16 protein-coding genes and 1 pseudogene are annotated in these 17,163 nt (G+C 36.7%); all 17 read left to right on the top strand.

Annotated features, from left to right (window positions below):
* Positions 1-384 precede the first annotated feature (384 nt).
* Positions 385-714: pseudogene (locus DW917_RS09235) on the top strand (UDP binding domain-containing protein); the annotation flags it as partial.
* 33 nt (positions 715-747) lie between these two features.
* Entirely contained in the window at positions 748-1,215 is a 468-nt protein-coding gene (locus DW917_RS09230; RefSeq protein ID WP_118118051.1) for a hypothetical protein, read from the top strand.
* Between the two features lie 4 nt (positions 1,216-1,219).
* Positions 1,220-2,245: an acyltransferase gene (locus DW917_RS09225; RefSeq protein ID WP_118118049.1), complete on the top strand. Its 1,026-nt coding sequence runs from the start codon at positions 1,220-1,222 to the stop codon at positions 2,243-2,245.
* Between the two features lie 72 nt (positions 2,246-2,317).
* A complete protein-coding gene (gene rfbF / locus DW917_RS09220) occupies positions 2,318-3,097 on the top strand; it encodes a glucose-1-phosphate cytidylyltransferase (protein ID WP_118118047.1) in 780 nt (259 codons plus the stop codon).
* 25 nt (positions 3,098-3,122) lie between these two features.
* Entirely contained in the window at positions 3,123-3,527 is a 405-nt protein-coding gene (locus tag DW917_RS09215) for a cupin domain-containing protein (RefSeq protein WP_118118045.1), read from the top strand.
* A 10-nt stretch (positions 3,528-3,537) separates the two neighbouring features.
* Positions 3,538-4,614: a CDP-glucose 4,6-dehydratase gene (rfbG, locus tag DW917_RS09210; RefSeq protein WP_118118043.1), complete on the top strand. Its 1,077-nt coding sequence runs from the start codon at positions 3,538-3,540 to the stop codon at positions 4,612-4,614.
* A 2-nt stretch (positions 4,615-4,616) separates the two neighbouring features.
* On the top strand, positions 4,617-5,507 hold the full coding sequence (locus DW917_RS09205; RefSeq protein ID WP_118118041.1) for an NAD(P)-dependent oxidoreductase: 891 nt from the start codon (positions 4,617-4,619) through the stop codon (positions 5,505-5,507).
* A gap of 6 nt (positions 5,508-5,513) precedes the next feature.
* On the top strand, positions 5,514-6,485 hold the full coding sequence (locus DW917_RS09200; protein WP_118118039.1) for a glycosyltransferase family 2 protein: 972 nt from the start codon (positions 5,514-5,516) through the stop codon (positions 6,483-6,485).
* 23 nt (positions 6,486-6,508) lie between these two features.
* On the top strand, positions 6,509-7,963 hold the full coding sequence (locus DW917_RS09195) for a lipopolysaccharide biosynthesis protein (RefSeq protein WP_118118037.1): 1,455 nt from the start codon (positions 6,509-6,511) through the stop codon (positions 7,961-7,963).
* Between the two features lie 12 nt (positions 7,964-7,975).
* Positions 7,976-8,911 carry a hypothetical protein gene (locus tag DW917_RS09190; protein WP_118118035.1) on the top strand — a complete coding sequence of 312 codons (936 nt, stop codon included), beginning with the start codon at positions 7,976-7,978 and terminating at the stop codon, positions 8,909-8,911.
* A gap of 39 nt (positions 8,912-8,950) precedes the next feature.
* Entirely contained in the window at positions 8,951-10,261 is a 1,311-nt protein-coding gene (locus DW917_RS09185) for a phenylacetate--CoA ligase family protein (RefSeq protein WP_118118033.1), read from the top strand.
* Positions 10,258-11,181, top strand: coding sequence for a glycosyltransferase (locus tag DW917_RS09180; RefSeq protein WP_118118031.1), 924 nt, complete (start codon positions 10,258-10,260; stop codon positions 11,179-11,181). The genes DW917_RS09185 and DW917_RS09180 overlap by 4 nt, the downstream gene beginning before the upstream one ends.
* Before the next feature lie 76 nt (positions 11,182-11,257).
* Positions 11,258-11,782: a DapH/DapD/GlmU-related protein gene (locus DW917_RS09175; RefSeq protein WP_158570099.1), complete on the top strand. Its 525-nt coding sequence runs from the start codon at positions 11,258-11,260 to the stop codon at positions 11,780-11,782.
* Complete coding sequence (locus DW917_RS09170; protein ID WP_118118027.1) at positions 11,782-11,967, top strand: acyltransferase family protein; 186 nt, start codon at positions 11,782-11,784, stop codon at positions 11,965-11,967. The genes DW917_RS09175 and DW917_RS09170 overlap by 1 nt, the downstream gene beginning before the upstream one ends.
* Before the next feature lie 144 nt (positions 11,968-12,111).
* Positions 12,112-15,141: a P-loop NTPase fold protein gene (locus DW917_RS09165; RefSeq protein WP_118118025.1), complete on the top strand. Its 3,030-nt coding sequence runs from the start codon at positions 12,112-12,114 to the stop codon at positions 15,139-15,141.
* Positions 15,142-15,222: 81 nt separating this feature from the next.
* Complete coding sequence (locus DW917_RS09160) at positions 15,223-16,158, top strand: hypothetical protein (protein WP_147344152.1); 936 nt, start codon at positions 15,223-15,225, stop codon at positions 16,156-16,158.
* On the top strand, positions 16,155-17,126 hold the full coding sequence (locus tag DW917_RS09155; RefSeq protein WP_118118021.1) for a nitroreductase family protein: 972 nt from the start codon (positions 16,155-16,157) through the stop codon (positions 17,124-17,126). The genes DW917_RS09160 and DW917_RS09155 overlap by 4 nt, the downstream gene beginning before the upstream one ends.
* Positions 17,127-17,163: the final 37 nt, after the last annotated feature.

Below are 17,163 nucleotides of genomic sequence, written 5' to 3'. Positions count from 1 at the left end.
AGATATATCGTCTATAGTGAGTTTTTTATATTCATAAAATTTGAATATAATCTGTAAGCATCCAACCCCTATTTTGGCGGTTTGAACGATAAGTGTTACCTTTGCGCCATGTTAAACATTAAATGTTATAAATATGGCAATAAGTAGTAAAGATCTTGAGAGCCTGTGGCAATGCTATAAAGTGTAGGCGGTTCCAGCAGGCATTTCGGTAAAACAATTTTTCGAATCCAGGGTGCTATAGTCACGGCTACCTACCTTACTTTCGTTGAATCCTGCAAGCTAATGGCAAAGGCTCCACTGGATTTCTTCAGGGGATTCTTTCACATGATTGTAGCTGGAAGAAGGGATTATGCCATGATGACAAAGGTACTTTTAGTTAAATCTGTTCTAAAGAAGGCTGGCTATTACAGTTATGCCGAAGACAACAGCTTTGATGCGACAAAGGAGCATAACTGCGTGATTGGTGTCTATCGTCTGACAATGAAATCCAATTCCGATAACTTCCGCCAGTCTGCCATTCAGGGCATCATGAAGCGTATCAAGGCAAAGGGTGCAGAGGTCATCATCTATGAACCAACACTCGAAGAGGGTAGCACCTTCTTCGGCAGCAAGGTTGTCAATGATTTGGCTGCTTTCAAGGCTCAGAGTCATGCCATCATCGCCAACCGCTATGATGTCTGTTTGGGTGATGTAAAGGATAAGGTTTATACATGAGATATTTTTAGAAGAGATTAAAAAGTAGAAAATATGAGTAAAAAAGTTTATATTAGTGCCGACTATTCATCGTGTGATGGTGATCGTGTAGTTGTTGAAGAACTCAACAAATGGGGGCAAGATGGTTTGCATAAAGTTGACTTTGTTGATATGGCACAAGTTGTCTCTGGTACTGTAGCTGCTGATGATGATTATCGAATCTGTGACTTAAAGGCAGAGTTTAATAGACAAATCAATGCTTCTTCGGCAGTCGTATTTATTGTCGGTGATAAAACTGCTAATCGAAAAGCAGGCTCTGCATGTTCTCGAGCAAGTGAAGATCAGTGGAATAGTACATGTACACCTTATAAAGACAATAGTGGGGGCTCTAAACCTTGTAAGGTTGCAACAACTTGTATTCCAAAAGAGAATGATAATTATGGTTGTATTAATTCTTGTTCATACCTACAACATGAATTTATGCAAGCAGTTAAGAAAAATAAGGATATAGTAATTCTTTAAATAAATGAAACAACGACAGATTTATCTTGATAATGTTTGTGGATTATTAATAATTCACATGATATTTATTTGCCACCAGCCTTTGTTTTGTAATTATACTGATTCTGCAGTAGAATTTGTCTTGAAATTATTGTCATTTTTTATGGCATGGTTTTTCTTTAAGGCAGGAATGGTTTACAAAGAACGTCCAGTTAAGGAAGTTGTTCGATCTTCTTTCAAACGCCTACTTGTGCCATATATGATATTTTCAGTTTTTGGCTTTTTGATTATGGCATTACAAAAACTTCTCCAAGGCTTTAACCCCGTGTCATTGGAGTTTTTGAGTGAGGAGTTTTGGTGGTTAGTAAATAAGGAAACATTTTTCCCGACTCAAGCATGTTGGTTTTTGCTCTCTCTCTTTGTCGTTAGAGTAGCATATTCTTTTTTGCAATCAATCAAATTCCCCCCCTATACTATTATCGTGGCAATATCATTGATGATTGCATGGCTGGTTTACGAATTGTCTGTCAAGAATGATATGTATTATCCGTTAAACATAGGAAATTCGACTTTTAAGATGCATATACCTTTTTATATAGGAAATATGTTTCATGGATTAGCGTTTTATACGTTTGGTGCTTGGCTGAAAGAGAATCAATTTAATAGAAAACTTTTTTTATTAGCCTTGTGTTTTTTCATCCTGAAATTTTTTTATTTTGCTTTCATGGACTTTCGAGGAAATGATAGTGAAGGAAGTAATTATTTCTTATGTATTATATATGAATTGGCTGGTTGTATTGTCGTTAATAATGTGTTTCGCAACATTGCCAATAAAAAAATAATGTTGCTTTCACACATCGGTCAAAATAGTATGATTTATTACCTCGTACATTATCCTGTAATGACCTTTATCGTTATGTTTTTGAATCCATTTCCAAATTTGAGTTCATCTATTCGCTATTTTTTGTTATCTGCAGTATTAATTATTATTTTGATTATTTCAGATTATATGTTTAGGATAAAATGGCTTAAATGGATGATAGGTGGATAGCTTTATAAACGTTATGCCGTGTAGTGAAAAACTGGTATAAAGTAAAAAAAAAATAAAATAGAATATTTAAAAATGAAAGCTGTAATTTTTGCTGGTGGTCTTGGCACTCGTTTTAGTGAGAAGACACAATATATGCCAAAGCCAATGATAGAAATAGGCGGAAAACCTATTCTTTGGCATATTATGAAGATATATTCTGCATACGGAATCAATGATTTTGTGATTTGTGCAGGATACAAACAAAATGTCATCAAGGAGTACTTTATGAATTATTATTTATTGAATTCTGATGTGACTTTTGATTTGTCTGATAATTCTGTTCAATTGCTTGAAAATCATTCAGAAAAGTGGAAGGTGACAATTGTTGATACAGGATTGTCAACCATGACAGCGGGACGATTGAAACGCATACGCAAATATGTTGGTGAGGAATCATTTTGTCTGACATACGGGGATGGTGTTGCAAACGTGGATATTGCAGATACGATAGAGAAGCATAAAAAGAGCGGCAAGCTGCTTTCGATGACAGTCTATAAGCCTTCAGGCCGTTTTGGTTCTGTGCATATCAATTCTGAAACTGGTACGGTGGAGAGCTTCGAGGAAAAGCCTGATGGAGAAGGTAACTGGATTAATGCTGGTTTCTTCGTATGTGAGCCAGGAGTGTTTGACTATCTGCCAGAAGATGCAGATCCAGTTATGTTTGAGCGTGAACCACTTCAGCAGATTGCTGCTGATGGTGTTATGCATGCCTACAAACATACAGGTTTTTGGAAGCCAATGGACATGTTGAAGGACAATTTGGAACTGGAGAAAATGTGGAGCACAGGCAATGCTCCGTGGAAAGTTTGGTAAACCAATAAAATAATCAGAAAGAAATATGTCACAAATAGACAAGGTTCGTATTATTCCTCGACGCCTTATTTCAGATGAGAGAGGATGGTTCCTGAAGGCTATTACAGGAACAGAAGAGGATATCCCTTCACATACAGGCGAGGTGTATTTGACTATGGGTAAGCCTGGTCAAGGTAAGGGAGGACATTATCATCCAGAAGCTGTTGAGTGGTTTACGGTGATAGAGGGAGAAGCTGTCCTTCAACTCGAAGATATAGCAACTCATGAGCGACGTGATATTGAGATGTCTTTAGAAAAGGCAATCACTGTTTTTATTCCTAATAATGTTGCTCATATAGTCAAGAACAATTCAGATAAGGAATTTATCCTTTTGGCTTATACAGACAAGTTGTATGATCCCAAGGATACCATTTCTTATACCATTAAATAGTTTCATAAAAATGATAGATATATTTGATAATTTTTATAAAGGCAAGCGTGTTCTTGTTACAGGACATACGGGGTTCAAAGGCTCCTGGCTTTCCATTTGGCTTCATGAACTTGGTGCCGATGTTGTCGGTGTTGGTTTGGAACCATATTCTGATAAAGACAATTATGTCTTGTCTGGTATTGGCAATAAGATAAAGGCTGACATTAGGGCAGACATCCGCGACGGTCAGAGGTTAAAGGAAATCTTTGCGGAGTATCAGCCAGAGATAGTTTTTCATCTGGCAGCTCAGCCTTTGGTTCGATTGTCATACGAAATTCCTGTTGAGACCTATGAAACGAATGTCATGGGCACTATTAATGTGATGGAAGCCATTCGTGCAACCAAGAGCGTCAAGGTGGGTGTTATGATAACCACAGATAAGTGTTATGATAACAAGGAGCAGGCAGAAGGATATGTAGAGACAGATTCTTTTGGAGGCTACGATCCTTATTCCTCTTCTAAGGGAGCTTGCGAGATAGCTATTCAGTCATGGCGCCGTTCTTTCTTTAATCCTGCCGACTATGGCAAGAATCATACAGTATCTTTGGCTTCGGTCAGAGCTGGTAATGTGATTGGAGGAGGCGATTGGGCACTCGATCGCATCATTCCAGATTGTATCCGTGCCTTGGAAGCTCATCAGCCAATAGAAATCCGCTCGCCAAGGTCTGTACGTCCATGGGAGCATGTATTGGAACCCCTTTCTGGTTATTTGCTTCTTGCCCAAAAGATGTGGGCTCATCCAACGGAGTTTTGCGAGGGTTGGAACTTCGGTCCTGAAATGGAGAGTGTAAGTACCGTTTGGGAGGTAGCCACAGCCCTTGTCAATCATTATGGATATGGGGAGTTGAAGGATGTATCTGATCCGGAGGCTCTTCATGAGGCTAAACTTTTGATGCTTAATATTAACAAGGTAAAGACCCGTTTAGGTTGGAAACCTCGATTGAATATGAACTCTTGTATCTCTCTGGTTGCTGATTGGTATAAGCGTTACAAGACAACCAATGTCTATGACCTTTGTGTGGAAGAAATCAATCAATTTTTAAAATAACAATGAAGATAAGTATATTGGGGACCAATGGGTTCCTGTCAACAGCTATTGCCAGATATGCCATAGCAGAAGGATGGACTCTTGAAATGTATGGTTTGCAAGAGCCAAAGTTTCATTCCTGCCATCAGTTTCATCAGGTAAATTTGATGGACTCCGACTTGGATTGTACTACGCTTTTGGACTCAGATATCATAGTTTATGCTATAGGTGCAGGCATTCAGGCAAACTTGAAGGAGGGATACAATTTGATTTATAATTTAAATGTATCAGCGCCTGTGGCAATCTGCAATAAACTAAAGGAGCTATGTTATCAAGGTCGTTTTGTAACATTTGGCAGTGTATTTGAGATGGGGGCTACCAAAGAAGAACGTTTCTTTACAGAGCAGGATGTCCTCACTTCTTTGTGCGAGGCACCTAATGATTATACAGTTAGTAAGAGAATGTTGAGCCGTTTTGTGGCATCTTATAAGCATGATTTTACGCATTGGCATTTCTATATTCCTACCATCTACGGAGTAGGCGAGAACCCGAAGCGACTTATACCATACGTCGTAAATGCAATCAGAAACGGTGAAGAACTTCATTTCACGGCAGGCGATCAGGTACGCCAGTATGTCCATGTGTCTGAGATACCTCGTATGTTGGACGAGGCTATAACAAAGCAGCTTCCTTCTGGACTTTATAGTATTCAGGGATATGAGACCCTTACCGTTAAGAAAATTGTCACAAAAATTCATCATGCTTTGGGCAAGGAAGTGCCGGATGGTTGTTTTGGCTCTGTTCAGCGTGCCGATGCCGCTATGAAATATCTTGCTCTTGATGGTACCAAGTTGAAGAATGCCATTGGCTTTGAGGCGCAAAAGAGCATTGAGGAGTCATTAAAGGAATATTGATATAGTATGAATAAAATATTACTAACGATAGCAATACCCACATATAAACGTTGTAAATATGCGGTTCAAAATGTGAAATACTTACTTCCTCAGGTAATGGCTCATCAAGATAAAGTACGCTTGATAGTGACAGACAACCATTCGGAAGATGGTACTTTTGAGAAATTGTCCGAGATAGCCAACCAGCATGCAGATTTATTTAAGTTCTATGAGCAAAAAGAGAACATAGGTTGGATGAACAATTTCTTCTTTGGCATAGAGCATTCCGATTCCGAGTTTGTCTTTCTCTTGGGTGATGATGATATAGTAAGTCCTAATTTTCTGGATATTGTCATCCCTCTGTTGGAGCAGGGAGGTGACCATTTGGGTATGCTCCATTTCAACTACATTATGGCAGACGACAATCTGTCTGGTGGCCGCCTTCTGTATCCTAATCTTGAGAACGAGCAAATGGTTCTTACCTATAATGATGCTTCCGAATTCGTAAGAAAGTATCATAAAGGTCCGAGTTTCATTTCTTCTGTCATCTTCCGCAAGTCGTGTATGTTGAAAGGAAAAGAACTAAACCTGCAGGCAGACACCATCGACTATAGTTGGTTTCTTTGCCTTTACACTGGAATTGTTGGATATGAAGTGATGTTCTACAAGATGCCTTTATGCGTGCAGCGTGTTGGCGGTTTTTATCCGCGATACTGCATGAACTATGTCATAGGTATGTACAATGTGTTTAAGTATCTTGATCCGTATATGCCAGGAGTTTTACAGTTTTGGAAAGAGAAGTTCGCCAAAGAGCATGATACAATAGCCATGTGTATCAATCAAATAATAGAATATAGAGAGCTTTACTTACCATACGAGCAATTATTTGCAGAAGCGTTGCCGTCTGACGATTTGCGCAAGTTGCTCACCGTAGCTCTCCATTGGAAAAAAAACTGGGCAAGGAAGTATTTCCGTTTTTATTGGATGAGAAACAAGTAGCGACATAAAACATAACAAAAATTATGAGTTTAAAGAAAGAATTAGTATCAGGAACAGTTTACATGGCAATAGCGAAGTATTCAGGCATGGTTATGACCATCCTTATTTCTGCTATATTGTCACGTCTGCTAACGCCTGAGAATTATGGCGTGGTGGCTCTTGCCACAGTCATGCTTGCTCTGTTCAATCTGTTTGCTGATATTGGCATCGGACCGGCAGTTATACAAAACAAAACATTGACTGCTGAGGATATGAACAGCATCAATACTTTCAATAGCTATCAGGGATTGGTGCTCGGAGTTGCATTTTTCTTTTGTGCCCCTTACATAGCCGAATACTACGGAAACCCTCAAGTTACGCTGGTGTGTCAGGTAATGAGTGTCAATATATTGATGGGATGTGTCAATGCTGTACCTAATAATATATTGTATAGGCAACAACGTTTTAAGCTAATAACCATTATATCGTTGTGTTCACAGCTAATAGGTGGAGCTATATCCATAGCGATGGCTTTTCATGGTTGTGGACCTATATCATTAGTATTGCCAACAGCCATTATGTCAATACCCACTATGTTTATTCTCCGTTACATCACGAAAGTACATTTTGTTTGGCGCATAGATTGGGCACCTTTGAAGAGAATCTTCTCTTTCTCTGCATTCCAGTTTTTGGCTAATATGGTAGGCTATCTGTCACGCAATATGGACTCTATGCTTGTAGGTAAATACATGGGTATGAAGCAACTGGGATATTACAACAAGTCATACAATCTTCAGCTGATGCCTCTGCAGTATATTTCAGGTGTCTTAATACCTGTCATGCTACCTGTATTCAGCAAGTATCAAGATGACTTAGAATATATTCAGCAAAAGTATTCTCAGATTCTTCGGTTCTTTGCCTTTCTTGGTATTCCGCTCTGTGCCTTGCTCTATTTCTGTGCCGATGAGCTGATACTATTGTTCTTTGGAGACCAATGGGGGCAGTCTGTACCTTGCTTTAAAATATTAGCTATCAGCGTACCCTTTCAGATTATGGGTTGCTCCAGTGGCTCTATATTTCAGGCTACTGGTCATACTAAGGCAATGTTCTGGAACAGCTTTATCGGAGTCTTCTTCACATTGGGATCATTTGCAGTCGGTGTTATTGTATTTGGCTCAATTGAGGCTCTTGCATGGGGATACACCGCAGCAATGATTATCACCACCTTCATCTGCTTCTATATCATGTACACTTATGCGCTGAAGTCGTCGTTCAAGGTTTGGCTTCAACATATGGTAGCACCTGCTGTGTTCGGCATTTTCCTCTGTGTTGTATTATACATCACATCATTCCTTCCTATTTCAATTCCCTTTGTCGCAATGGTTGTTAAAGGTATAGTTGGCATTACATTCTCTGTTCTCTATGTCCAGTTGTTTGGTTATTATGATGTTTTCGCTTTCTTGCGCAAAGGTTTGAAAAAGGTTCATATTCTTAAATAAAACATCGTTATTATGATAGCAAAACTATTAGACTTCTTGGATGGAATCTATCCAAGCGTCAACTCCCTTTTTCCCTTCGTTGGGCTGAATCTGTTACGCCGTGTCATCCTTTCCGGCATATACCATACAAACAACTTCTTGTGTTGGTACTATCACAACATCAAGAAGAAGTCAATCTCCTCACCAGAGGAGGCCGACTATGTAGTGTCTCTTACTACCTATCCTGCTCGTGTAGGTAATGTCTGGCGTGTTATCGAGATGGCAGCAAACCAAAGAGGTATACAAGATAAGTATGCTATTTGTTTATATTTAATAAAGTCGGAGTTTGAAGGCATCGACCTGCCTGCAAAGATTAAAGAGCTACAGGCTCGCGGCTTGACAGTTAAGTTCAATGAGGAAAACCTCAAATGTCACAACAAGTATTTCTACGCTTTTAAGGATTATCCTGAGAAAACGATTATTACGATTGATGATGACTTGCAGTATAACCATCATTCTATTTCGGGATTGATAAAGAAAAATAAGGAATATCCTGAGTGTATTACGTACAATCTCGGTTCCTTTGTTTTGAAAAACCGCCCTTTCCAATCATGGCCAGATGCTATAGCTCAATGCACACCACACATTGATATCTATCCTTTAGGTGTCGGTGGTGTACTCTATCCTCCCCATTCATGCCATAGTTTGGTTCTAAAGAATGATGTCATCAAAAAGACTTGTCTTTGTGCAGATGATATGTGGCTCAACTTTTCAAGTAGAATGAATCAAACTTATGTTGTACAAACAAAATTTAAGTCAACATATATGGTTCTACCAGATTCAACTCAGGAGAATGCTTTATGGAAAATAAACACTAATATTGAAATTGCAGGTAATGACAAGCAGATTTCACAAATTTCAGATTGGGCAAAAGAAACGTTCGAGTGTGATTTCTTTGTTAGTTTATAACAATATAGAGCATAAGTAATATAATATTCTAATAAGAAAATGAAAATATCCGATCTAAGACACGACCTTACATATTTCAAATTCTATGTAAAAGGTCTATACTATTTAATGACAAGGAGCAACTGGAAACGGACTCAGCGAAAAGAACTGGTAAAAATGCTCCAATATGCTATTAAGCATAGTGCATTTTTTAAGGAAAAAGTAGGAGACATTTCAATAAACGAAGATAATGTATTGTCTGTATTGAAGAAGTTTCCTACAATCACCAAGCAAACCATAATTGACAACAAGTGGAATATTTTTAGTGATGAGGTTCCACACGATTTCAAATATTGGCGTGAAACGGGGGGATCAACAGGTGTTCCTTTGAAATATCCTTCATTAGCTTCGTCTTATTATATAGAGGATGTTTGCCAAATGATGCTGTATCATATGATGGGATTCTTTTGGGGAGATACTGTCGTTTATTTTGGTGGAGATAGAGTGACTGAGGAAAAAATCAACAAAAATGAATATTGGTTTAAGAGCAAAAATCTTCCGTATGGAAAATACATTTATTGTATAAGATACCTGAATGACGACACTTTCCCATATTATATAGAGTCTCTCAATAAAGTACGCCCAAAATTTCTTAGAGGTTTTACTTCTTCTGTAAAAGAATTTTGCAGATTTATAAAGAAAAAGAACATTAAACTTCAGTTTCAGCTTAAAGGAATGTATCTAACAAGCGAAAGCGCAACAGTAGAAGATCGTAAATATATAGAGTCTGTTCTACGTTGTCCTGTTTGGGGACAATACGGTCATACCGAATGTTCAATATTTGCAATAGCAAAGCCAAATGATCCAACGTATTATGCAAATCCACTTTATGGATACACAGAGATACTTGATGAGGATGGAAATCAGGTTGCTGAAGGTTCTATTGGAGAAATTACTGTAACAGGATTTAATATCTTGGGTATGCCTTTCGTAAGATACCGCACAGGGGATTTGGCTGTATATGGTGGTGAAACTAAATATGGCGAGACGATTCTAAAGGAATTATTAGGAAGATCCCGTGACTTCTTATACGATGACAATGGAAATAAAGTGTATGCTTTGTCGTTATTGTTTGATGCGGGCAATCTGAACTTGTTAGACTACATCAAAGCTTGGCAGATAGAACAAAATGAAGAAGGAATCATTATTGTAAGAATCATTAAAGATGATATATATAATAAAGCTATAGAAAAGGACTTAATAAATGTCTTTAAATATAAAAACATTACTATTAATATAGTATACGTTGATGATATAGCTAAGACAAAACGAGGAAAGCATAAATTCATCATTCAAAACTATAAGAAATGACATACGCACCAATAGCACTTTTCACATACAATCGTGCTGACCATACACAGAGAGCGGTAGAGTCCTTGCTCAAAAATGCCGAGGCAAAGTTTTCTGACCTTTTTGTCTTTTCAGATGGACCTAAAACCCCAGAGAAGAAAGCTGGGGTAGAAGAAAATCGTAAGTATATCCATACCATTTCTGGTTTCAAGTCTATCAGTATTATTGAGCGTGAGAAAAACTGGGGATTGGCTAACAGCCTTATTGCTGGTATTACCGAAGTCATCAACAAGTATGGAAAAGTAATAGTTGTAGAGGATGATTTGATATTATCTCCTTATTTCTTGCAATTCATGAATGAGGGCTTGGAAAAATATAAGGATGATGATAGGGTTGGAACGATTACAGGCTTTGTTCCTCCAATAAAAAATAAACTTCCAGAAACTTTTTTCTTGAAATATTTCCAATGTTGGGGGTGGGCCACATGGAAACGTGCCTGGGACTTGTTAGAGACAGATGCGCGCCCATTATTAAAAGGACTAAGATTTAAAAAGACAAAGTTTGATGTAGGCGGTGGTGTTGGCAACTATGGTAATTTGTATTGTCAGAAAGTAGGTCTTGTAGACTCTTGGTATCTCCGATATTATGCATCATTGTTTTTAAAAGATAAACTTTCTCTTTATCCTGGTCGCTCAATGGTAACAAACGATGGACTTGATGGAACAGGAACGCATTGTGGAGTGGATTTAGTAAAGGCCTTCCTATCTGATAATTCTCATGCTCCAATCATTCTTAGGAATATTGATGTTAAAGAGGATGTTCAATCTTATGAAGTATTTAAAAGTTATTTCTTGTCTCAACTTCCTTCTAAATCTTTCAAGTCAGAGTTTTCTCGTTTCAAATCATTTATAAGAAGATTATTTTTCATCGATTGTGCATAATATGAAATCAATTATTGTAAAACTTATTAATCTCCCTTCAACTCTTAGTATTAAATTCTATCCTCGTATTAATCGCATGATATTAAAGACTCATGATGCAATCTTGGGCAAGAACGTGCAAATTCCAGGAAAGGTTTCATGGTCGATATGGGGGGGCAAGGTATTAATAGGTGACAACTTTTATTTCTCCTCAGGAAGTGGGGTGAATCCTATTGCCAGTAATCTTCTGGGAGCAATCTATTTGGAAAAAGGTGCATTGCTAAAGATAGGAAACAATGTCGGCATGAGTAGTACTCGCATGTGGGTTCATGATAGTGTCACCATTGGTGATAATGTGAAGGTTGGAGCATGTGTACTGATAACCGATACAGATGCTCATCCTTTAGATTATTTGGCTCGACGTACATCCAATGATGGAACGAAATCTGCTCCAATTGTAATAGAGGATGATGTTTGGGTAGGTGCCCATTCTATCATTCTCAAGGGAGTCACTATTGGTGCAAGAAGTATTATTGGAGCTGGAAGTGTTGTCACAAAGAGCATTCCTGCTGATTGCGTGGCAGCAGGAAATCCGTGCAGGGTGATAAAGAATTTAAAATAATGAAACAACGTATTGATTATATTGACCGAATGAAAGGCTTGGCAATCTTCTTGGTTGTCATGGGACATGTTTATGGTATGGCTTTTGCGCAGTCTGATGATGTTGCGTATAGAGTTATTAGTTCTTTTCACATGCCTTTGTTTATGTTCCTGAGTGGTCTTGTGGCTTGCTCTGGTTTACTTTAAAAAGTACATTTATGTGAAAGAAAAAGTATATCACCATTACAGCGTAATCGTTTTAACGCATTAAGTATATGTCTTTGCATCACTTTATTAATAATAGGTGGATGATCAAATAGCAATCTTTATAGTTTAATGAGATAAGATAGTATGGAAACGCAGAATTTTATAATAGATGAAGAGAAAGTTTTGGAAGTGCTTGATGATGGTACATCTATGGACTTTCTAAACACTAAGGTTTATGCTGATGCTTTGGAAAAAAGTATAGAGTGTGTTCCTAAAGGAAAATCATTTACTATTGGTCTTTATGGTGATTGGGGAACAGGTAAATCTTCTATCATAAGAACCTTAGAAAAGAGATATGAGAGTTCCCAAGCAAAAAAATATAAGTTTGTAACTTATGATGCTTGGAAATATGCAAATGACTCTTTCCGTCGTATGTTTCTTTTTGAACTTCAAAAGCAACTTGGTGTGAAGAGGACAGAAAAGATGGACAGGTTCTATGATAACATAAATGAAGATATAGAGGTAAAACACAAAAGCAATCCATCGTATGGGATTGCAATTTTAATTGCAGCGTTGATTATTGCATTAATTTTGTTGATTATCCCCAAAGAAAATATATCATGGAGCTTTGGTTTTACAACTATAACATCTATCATAACATTAATCATTATTTATCTGAAGCATTCAACCGATGACTTAAAGGTCACTTGTCAAAAATCAAGATTGTTTGCGCCAGAACAATTTGAAGAATGTTTCGATGAATTAGTAGATGCCTCGTTAAAAGACAATGTACTGGACAAATTGTTGAAATGGGTAAAGAAAGATGATTCACCAAAATATAATAAGCTGATTATTGTAGTTGACAATTTAGATAGATGCTCTGCTCTACAGGCACAAGAGATGTTGACTGCGATAAAGTCGTTTTTAGGTAAGCGCTCTAATGTGATATTCATAATTCCATTGGCAGTAAACTCCCTAAAACATCATCTGGTTAAATCTTCTTGTGGAGAGGATAATGAGAATGAAGCCAATGAATACTTGCGTAAGTTCTTTAATGTATCAGTATGGATAAAACCTTTTCAAAATGATGAGATGTTTGACTTTACACAACGGTTAAATGAAGAGTATAATCTTCATCTAAGTAAAACAAGTGTTAGTAACATTTCTCGTGAATATGCTACAAATCCGAGGCGTATTATCCAATTGTTGAATAATCTTATTATTGAGTTTTCTCTTTATGAGAATGAGTTTGTTCAAGCTAATGAGTCTGCAATTTGTGTGTTAGCCATTATTCGTGAGGAATTTCAGGCATTTTATTCTAAATTGGTAACAAATCCATATTTACTTTATAAAGAATTGAGTGATGTAGATAAAGATGATAATCCAAAATTAGAGTTATTTCTGCAGAGAACTAAAGCAACGATGCTTCCTTATAAGGAAACTATAGGAATAATAGATCGAATTATATCAAATTCAGCCGTATTCCAGTGCTTGCCGGTTGATGTGTCTGAAGCTTTGGAAACATCAAATATTTCAAAGATTTCTGATTTTATAGGAGATAATGATAAGAAGAAAAATTTAGTTTTGGACTGTTTGAAGGATAAAGTCAACAAAGTTCTTTCAAGAGGTTTGTCTGATACAGATTTACCATGTCTTTTACGTTCTATTATAGGAATAGATAGTTTAGGCTTTTTAAGTATAGCTGATTATAAGATTCTTATAGATTTGCTCAATGAAAATATAAACTGGAAAAAGCAAATTGCTTATTTGCAAGATGTTGATTTTCATCCAGTCGTAGATTTTGCATGCAAACTTCGTGATGAGTCGTTTGGAATCTTGTTTAATGAGATTGTAGTATACTATTCAAGTCTTAAGACTGAGGGCAAAACATATTCTAACAGAGTTATAGATAATATCGGTTATATAGCGTCAAGGGCAATAGATAGTGATTATGATAATACGCTGATAAAATGTTTCTATGATGCTTATATCGGTAATCCTCAAATTTTATTTAAATATAAATATCTGAAACCATCATCTTTGTTTAGTTCAACATTAGTCAATGAAGTTGTTGCAAAACTATCTTATGAAGATTTGGTTGAAAAGACTGGCTCTCAATATCAATTGATGGAAATAAATAAACAAATAGATGAAAATTCAGATGTTATTTTTCAATCTTATATTAAGCAAGTCTTATCATTTACTCCTTCATATTCTTTTAATCCTAATAATAGTAATGAAATTCTTGAAATAACTGTTCATGTAGTAGACTACATGAAGCAACTTCCAAATATAAATATTACCGATGCTTCTGCTTTATCTGAATTTTGTAATCGAATAAACAATACAGTAACAGTACAAATAAGATATATTGCGGAGCAACATAATTTATATTCAGAAATAGCTTCTTCTGAAGAGTCGTTGAGGATATTGTGTGATTTCTTAAAATATACTTCTTTAAGGTGCGGAAAGATATTTGTTCCGCATAAGATGGTAGAAACTCTTATTGCTTCGAAGGAGGTAAAAGCTGTCGCAATGGAAATTTTTAGTGATTTTGTTGTTAATGGGATTGAAATCGCAGATTACGCCAAGGAACTTGTACAGTATACGATATATGATGATGCCTATTTGAAGGTTTTAGAAAACTTATTGGCTTTAGATACAGAAGGTAATTTCCGTATAAGTATTGATCTTGTTAATAAAGAGATTTCTGAGATGTTGGATTTCTTGTCAAGTGATACTGATGATATGGTTGAAAGCTGTGCGGTACGACTTGCTTCTGTACCTCAATTGCAATCGATAATGACAGATAAATTGAGTTCTAAACCTATTGATTATCTTATAAAATTGCCAACTGAGTTGAAAGCAATGATGGTTGAAAAATTTGCAGAACATTTGGGTGACTTTGAAGCCAACATTGGTGTATTAGAACTTATTGCATCTCATGGAACCAAATCCAATGTGAAAGAGCTTGTCAAAGTGATAACAAAAAAGTTAATGACTAAAGGACAAGAGGCAATTGCAGTTTCCCTTATTAAAAAACTTCATTATTGTAATAAAAAGAATTTCGATTTGTTGATATCTTGCTTGAAAAATTTTTCTGATGATGTGATTCCCGAGGAAGATAAGAATATATGTTTTGAACATTTGAGTAAGATAGTTCCAACTAAATAGTTCTGTTTAGAGAAATATTTGTTTAATTTAAATCGAATATACTTATTAGTGGGTTCATAGATCAAAATAATGTATCAAATAATGAAAATTGTAAAAGCCATTCCACCTTATATATATAAGGGTGCAAGTAATTTTAAATATTATCCTTGTGAAGCATGGGAAAAAATAGGGGGAAAGGTTTCAAGGAACTTCTATCCTCCTCAGTTTCTCCATAGCTTGATATATAGGATTACTTTGCCTTCTATCTTTAAAAATAAGAGGGAGGCAAGGCTGCGGTTTGTTTCTGGATATAGTATCCAGTTTGATACATTCCCTGATTATGCTTTCTATGAGGTGATTCCTCTTGCCTGGGATTGTTGGCCAAAGCAGGTGGAGAGTGTTGCTGCGTTTTTCCGTAAGCATCAGGTAAAAACGGCTATTTTTACTTCTTCTCAAACTGCTGATGTGTTTAGGAATTTATTTCCCAAAATGAATGTCCTGACAATAACGGAAGGAATTAAAATAGATTTGTATTCTCCTGGAAATGTATTATCTGATAGAAAAATAGATATTCTTGAGATAGGACGTAAGGATGGTAATTTCTTTAAGAGTCCTCTTCCAGAGGGTATCAACCATGTTAAGACAGGAAACTTTGCACGGACATTCCAGAGTGACGAGGAGTTTAGAGCTGCGCTTGCTGATACTAAAGTGACAGTTACTGTGCCCAGATGTGATGTAGACAAGAAGACTGCGGGCAACATAGAAACGTTGACTCAAAGGTATTGGGAATGTATGCTGTCTCGTATCGTGATGGTTGGTCGTGCTCCGAAAGAACTCATCAATTTGATTGGTTATAATCCTGTTATTGATTGGGATGGGAATGATGCATCTCCATTAGTTTCAGATATTTTAGGGAATATCGAGAAATATCAGGAACTGGTCAATCGTAATTACGAGACTGCTAAGAAAATGGCATCTTGGGAGATGAGAATGAAAGATATAATGATATATTTAAAAAATAAAGGATATAGCGTATGATACGTGTATTTCAGAAAGTAGCTCATGTTATTCAGTTGATGTGTTCTACAACATATAACCATTGGATTTGGTTTATTCGTGATATCAGATATGGAATGTTATGCCGTAATCGGGATGATTTGGAAAATCGCTTGTTAGTGGGTGGACATATCATAGAAAAGGGCATTACCATGCCTAACAGAAGATATGGTTTTGGTATAGGTGTTGTGAGGTTGATTCAATCTATGTGCGACAAATATATGGCAAAATATGGCTCGGATAATGAACAATTGCAATTTGCTATTGATGACCTTCGCGAATATCTGCAAATCCATAAAGATAACGGCTATGAACTGCCTGCAGATATGTTAGCAAAAATAGAGAGGACAATCGATATGGGGGGGCAAAATTCTCTTGGAGAAGTTGATTGTTTAGAGTTAAACAAAGAAGAATTATTCAAACAAACTTCGGATTTCAAGGAATTTGCACATAGTCGCCATACTTGCCGCTGGTACAGTGGAGAACCTGTAGATAAGGAACTTATTTCTAAGGCGATAGATTTAGCACGAACATCACCTTCTGCATGTAACAGGCAAAGTATTAAAGTATATGCAGTCTCTGTGGATAAGAAAGATGAGGTAATAGGACTGCAGAATGGTAATAGAGGCTTTGGTGAGGATATCGGTCAAATGCTGGTTGTTACATCCAACCAAATAGATTGGGATGCTGATTTTAGGACCTCAGCCTATTTGGATGGTGGTATCTTTACCATGAATCTCCTATATGCATTGCATTACTATCATATCTGTGCTTGTACCCTGAATGCCCATCTGTCTATAAAGAAACAGAAAAAACTAAGGGAAATCACTGGGATGAAAGCTTCAGAGATACCTGTATGCTTTATAGGTATCGGCATGCCTACAGAGAAAATGAGAATTGCCAAGAGCAGACGATTATCCATAGAGCAAGTGTTACATTTTGTAGATTAAAAGTTTATCTCTCTTTTAACCTGATATCTTATTCTTT

Origin of the sequence: Prevotella sp. AM42-24 (assembly GCF_003461825.1) — a bacterium.
In the GTDB taxonomy this organism is placed as follows: domain Bacteria; phylum Bacteroidota; class Bacteroidia; order Bacteroidales; family Bacteroidaceae; genus Prevotella; species Prevotella hominis.
This window is presented reverse-complemented; position numbering and strand designations above follow the sequence as displayed.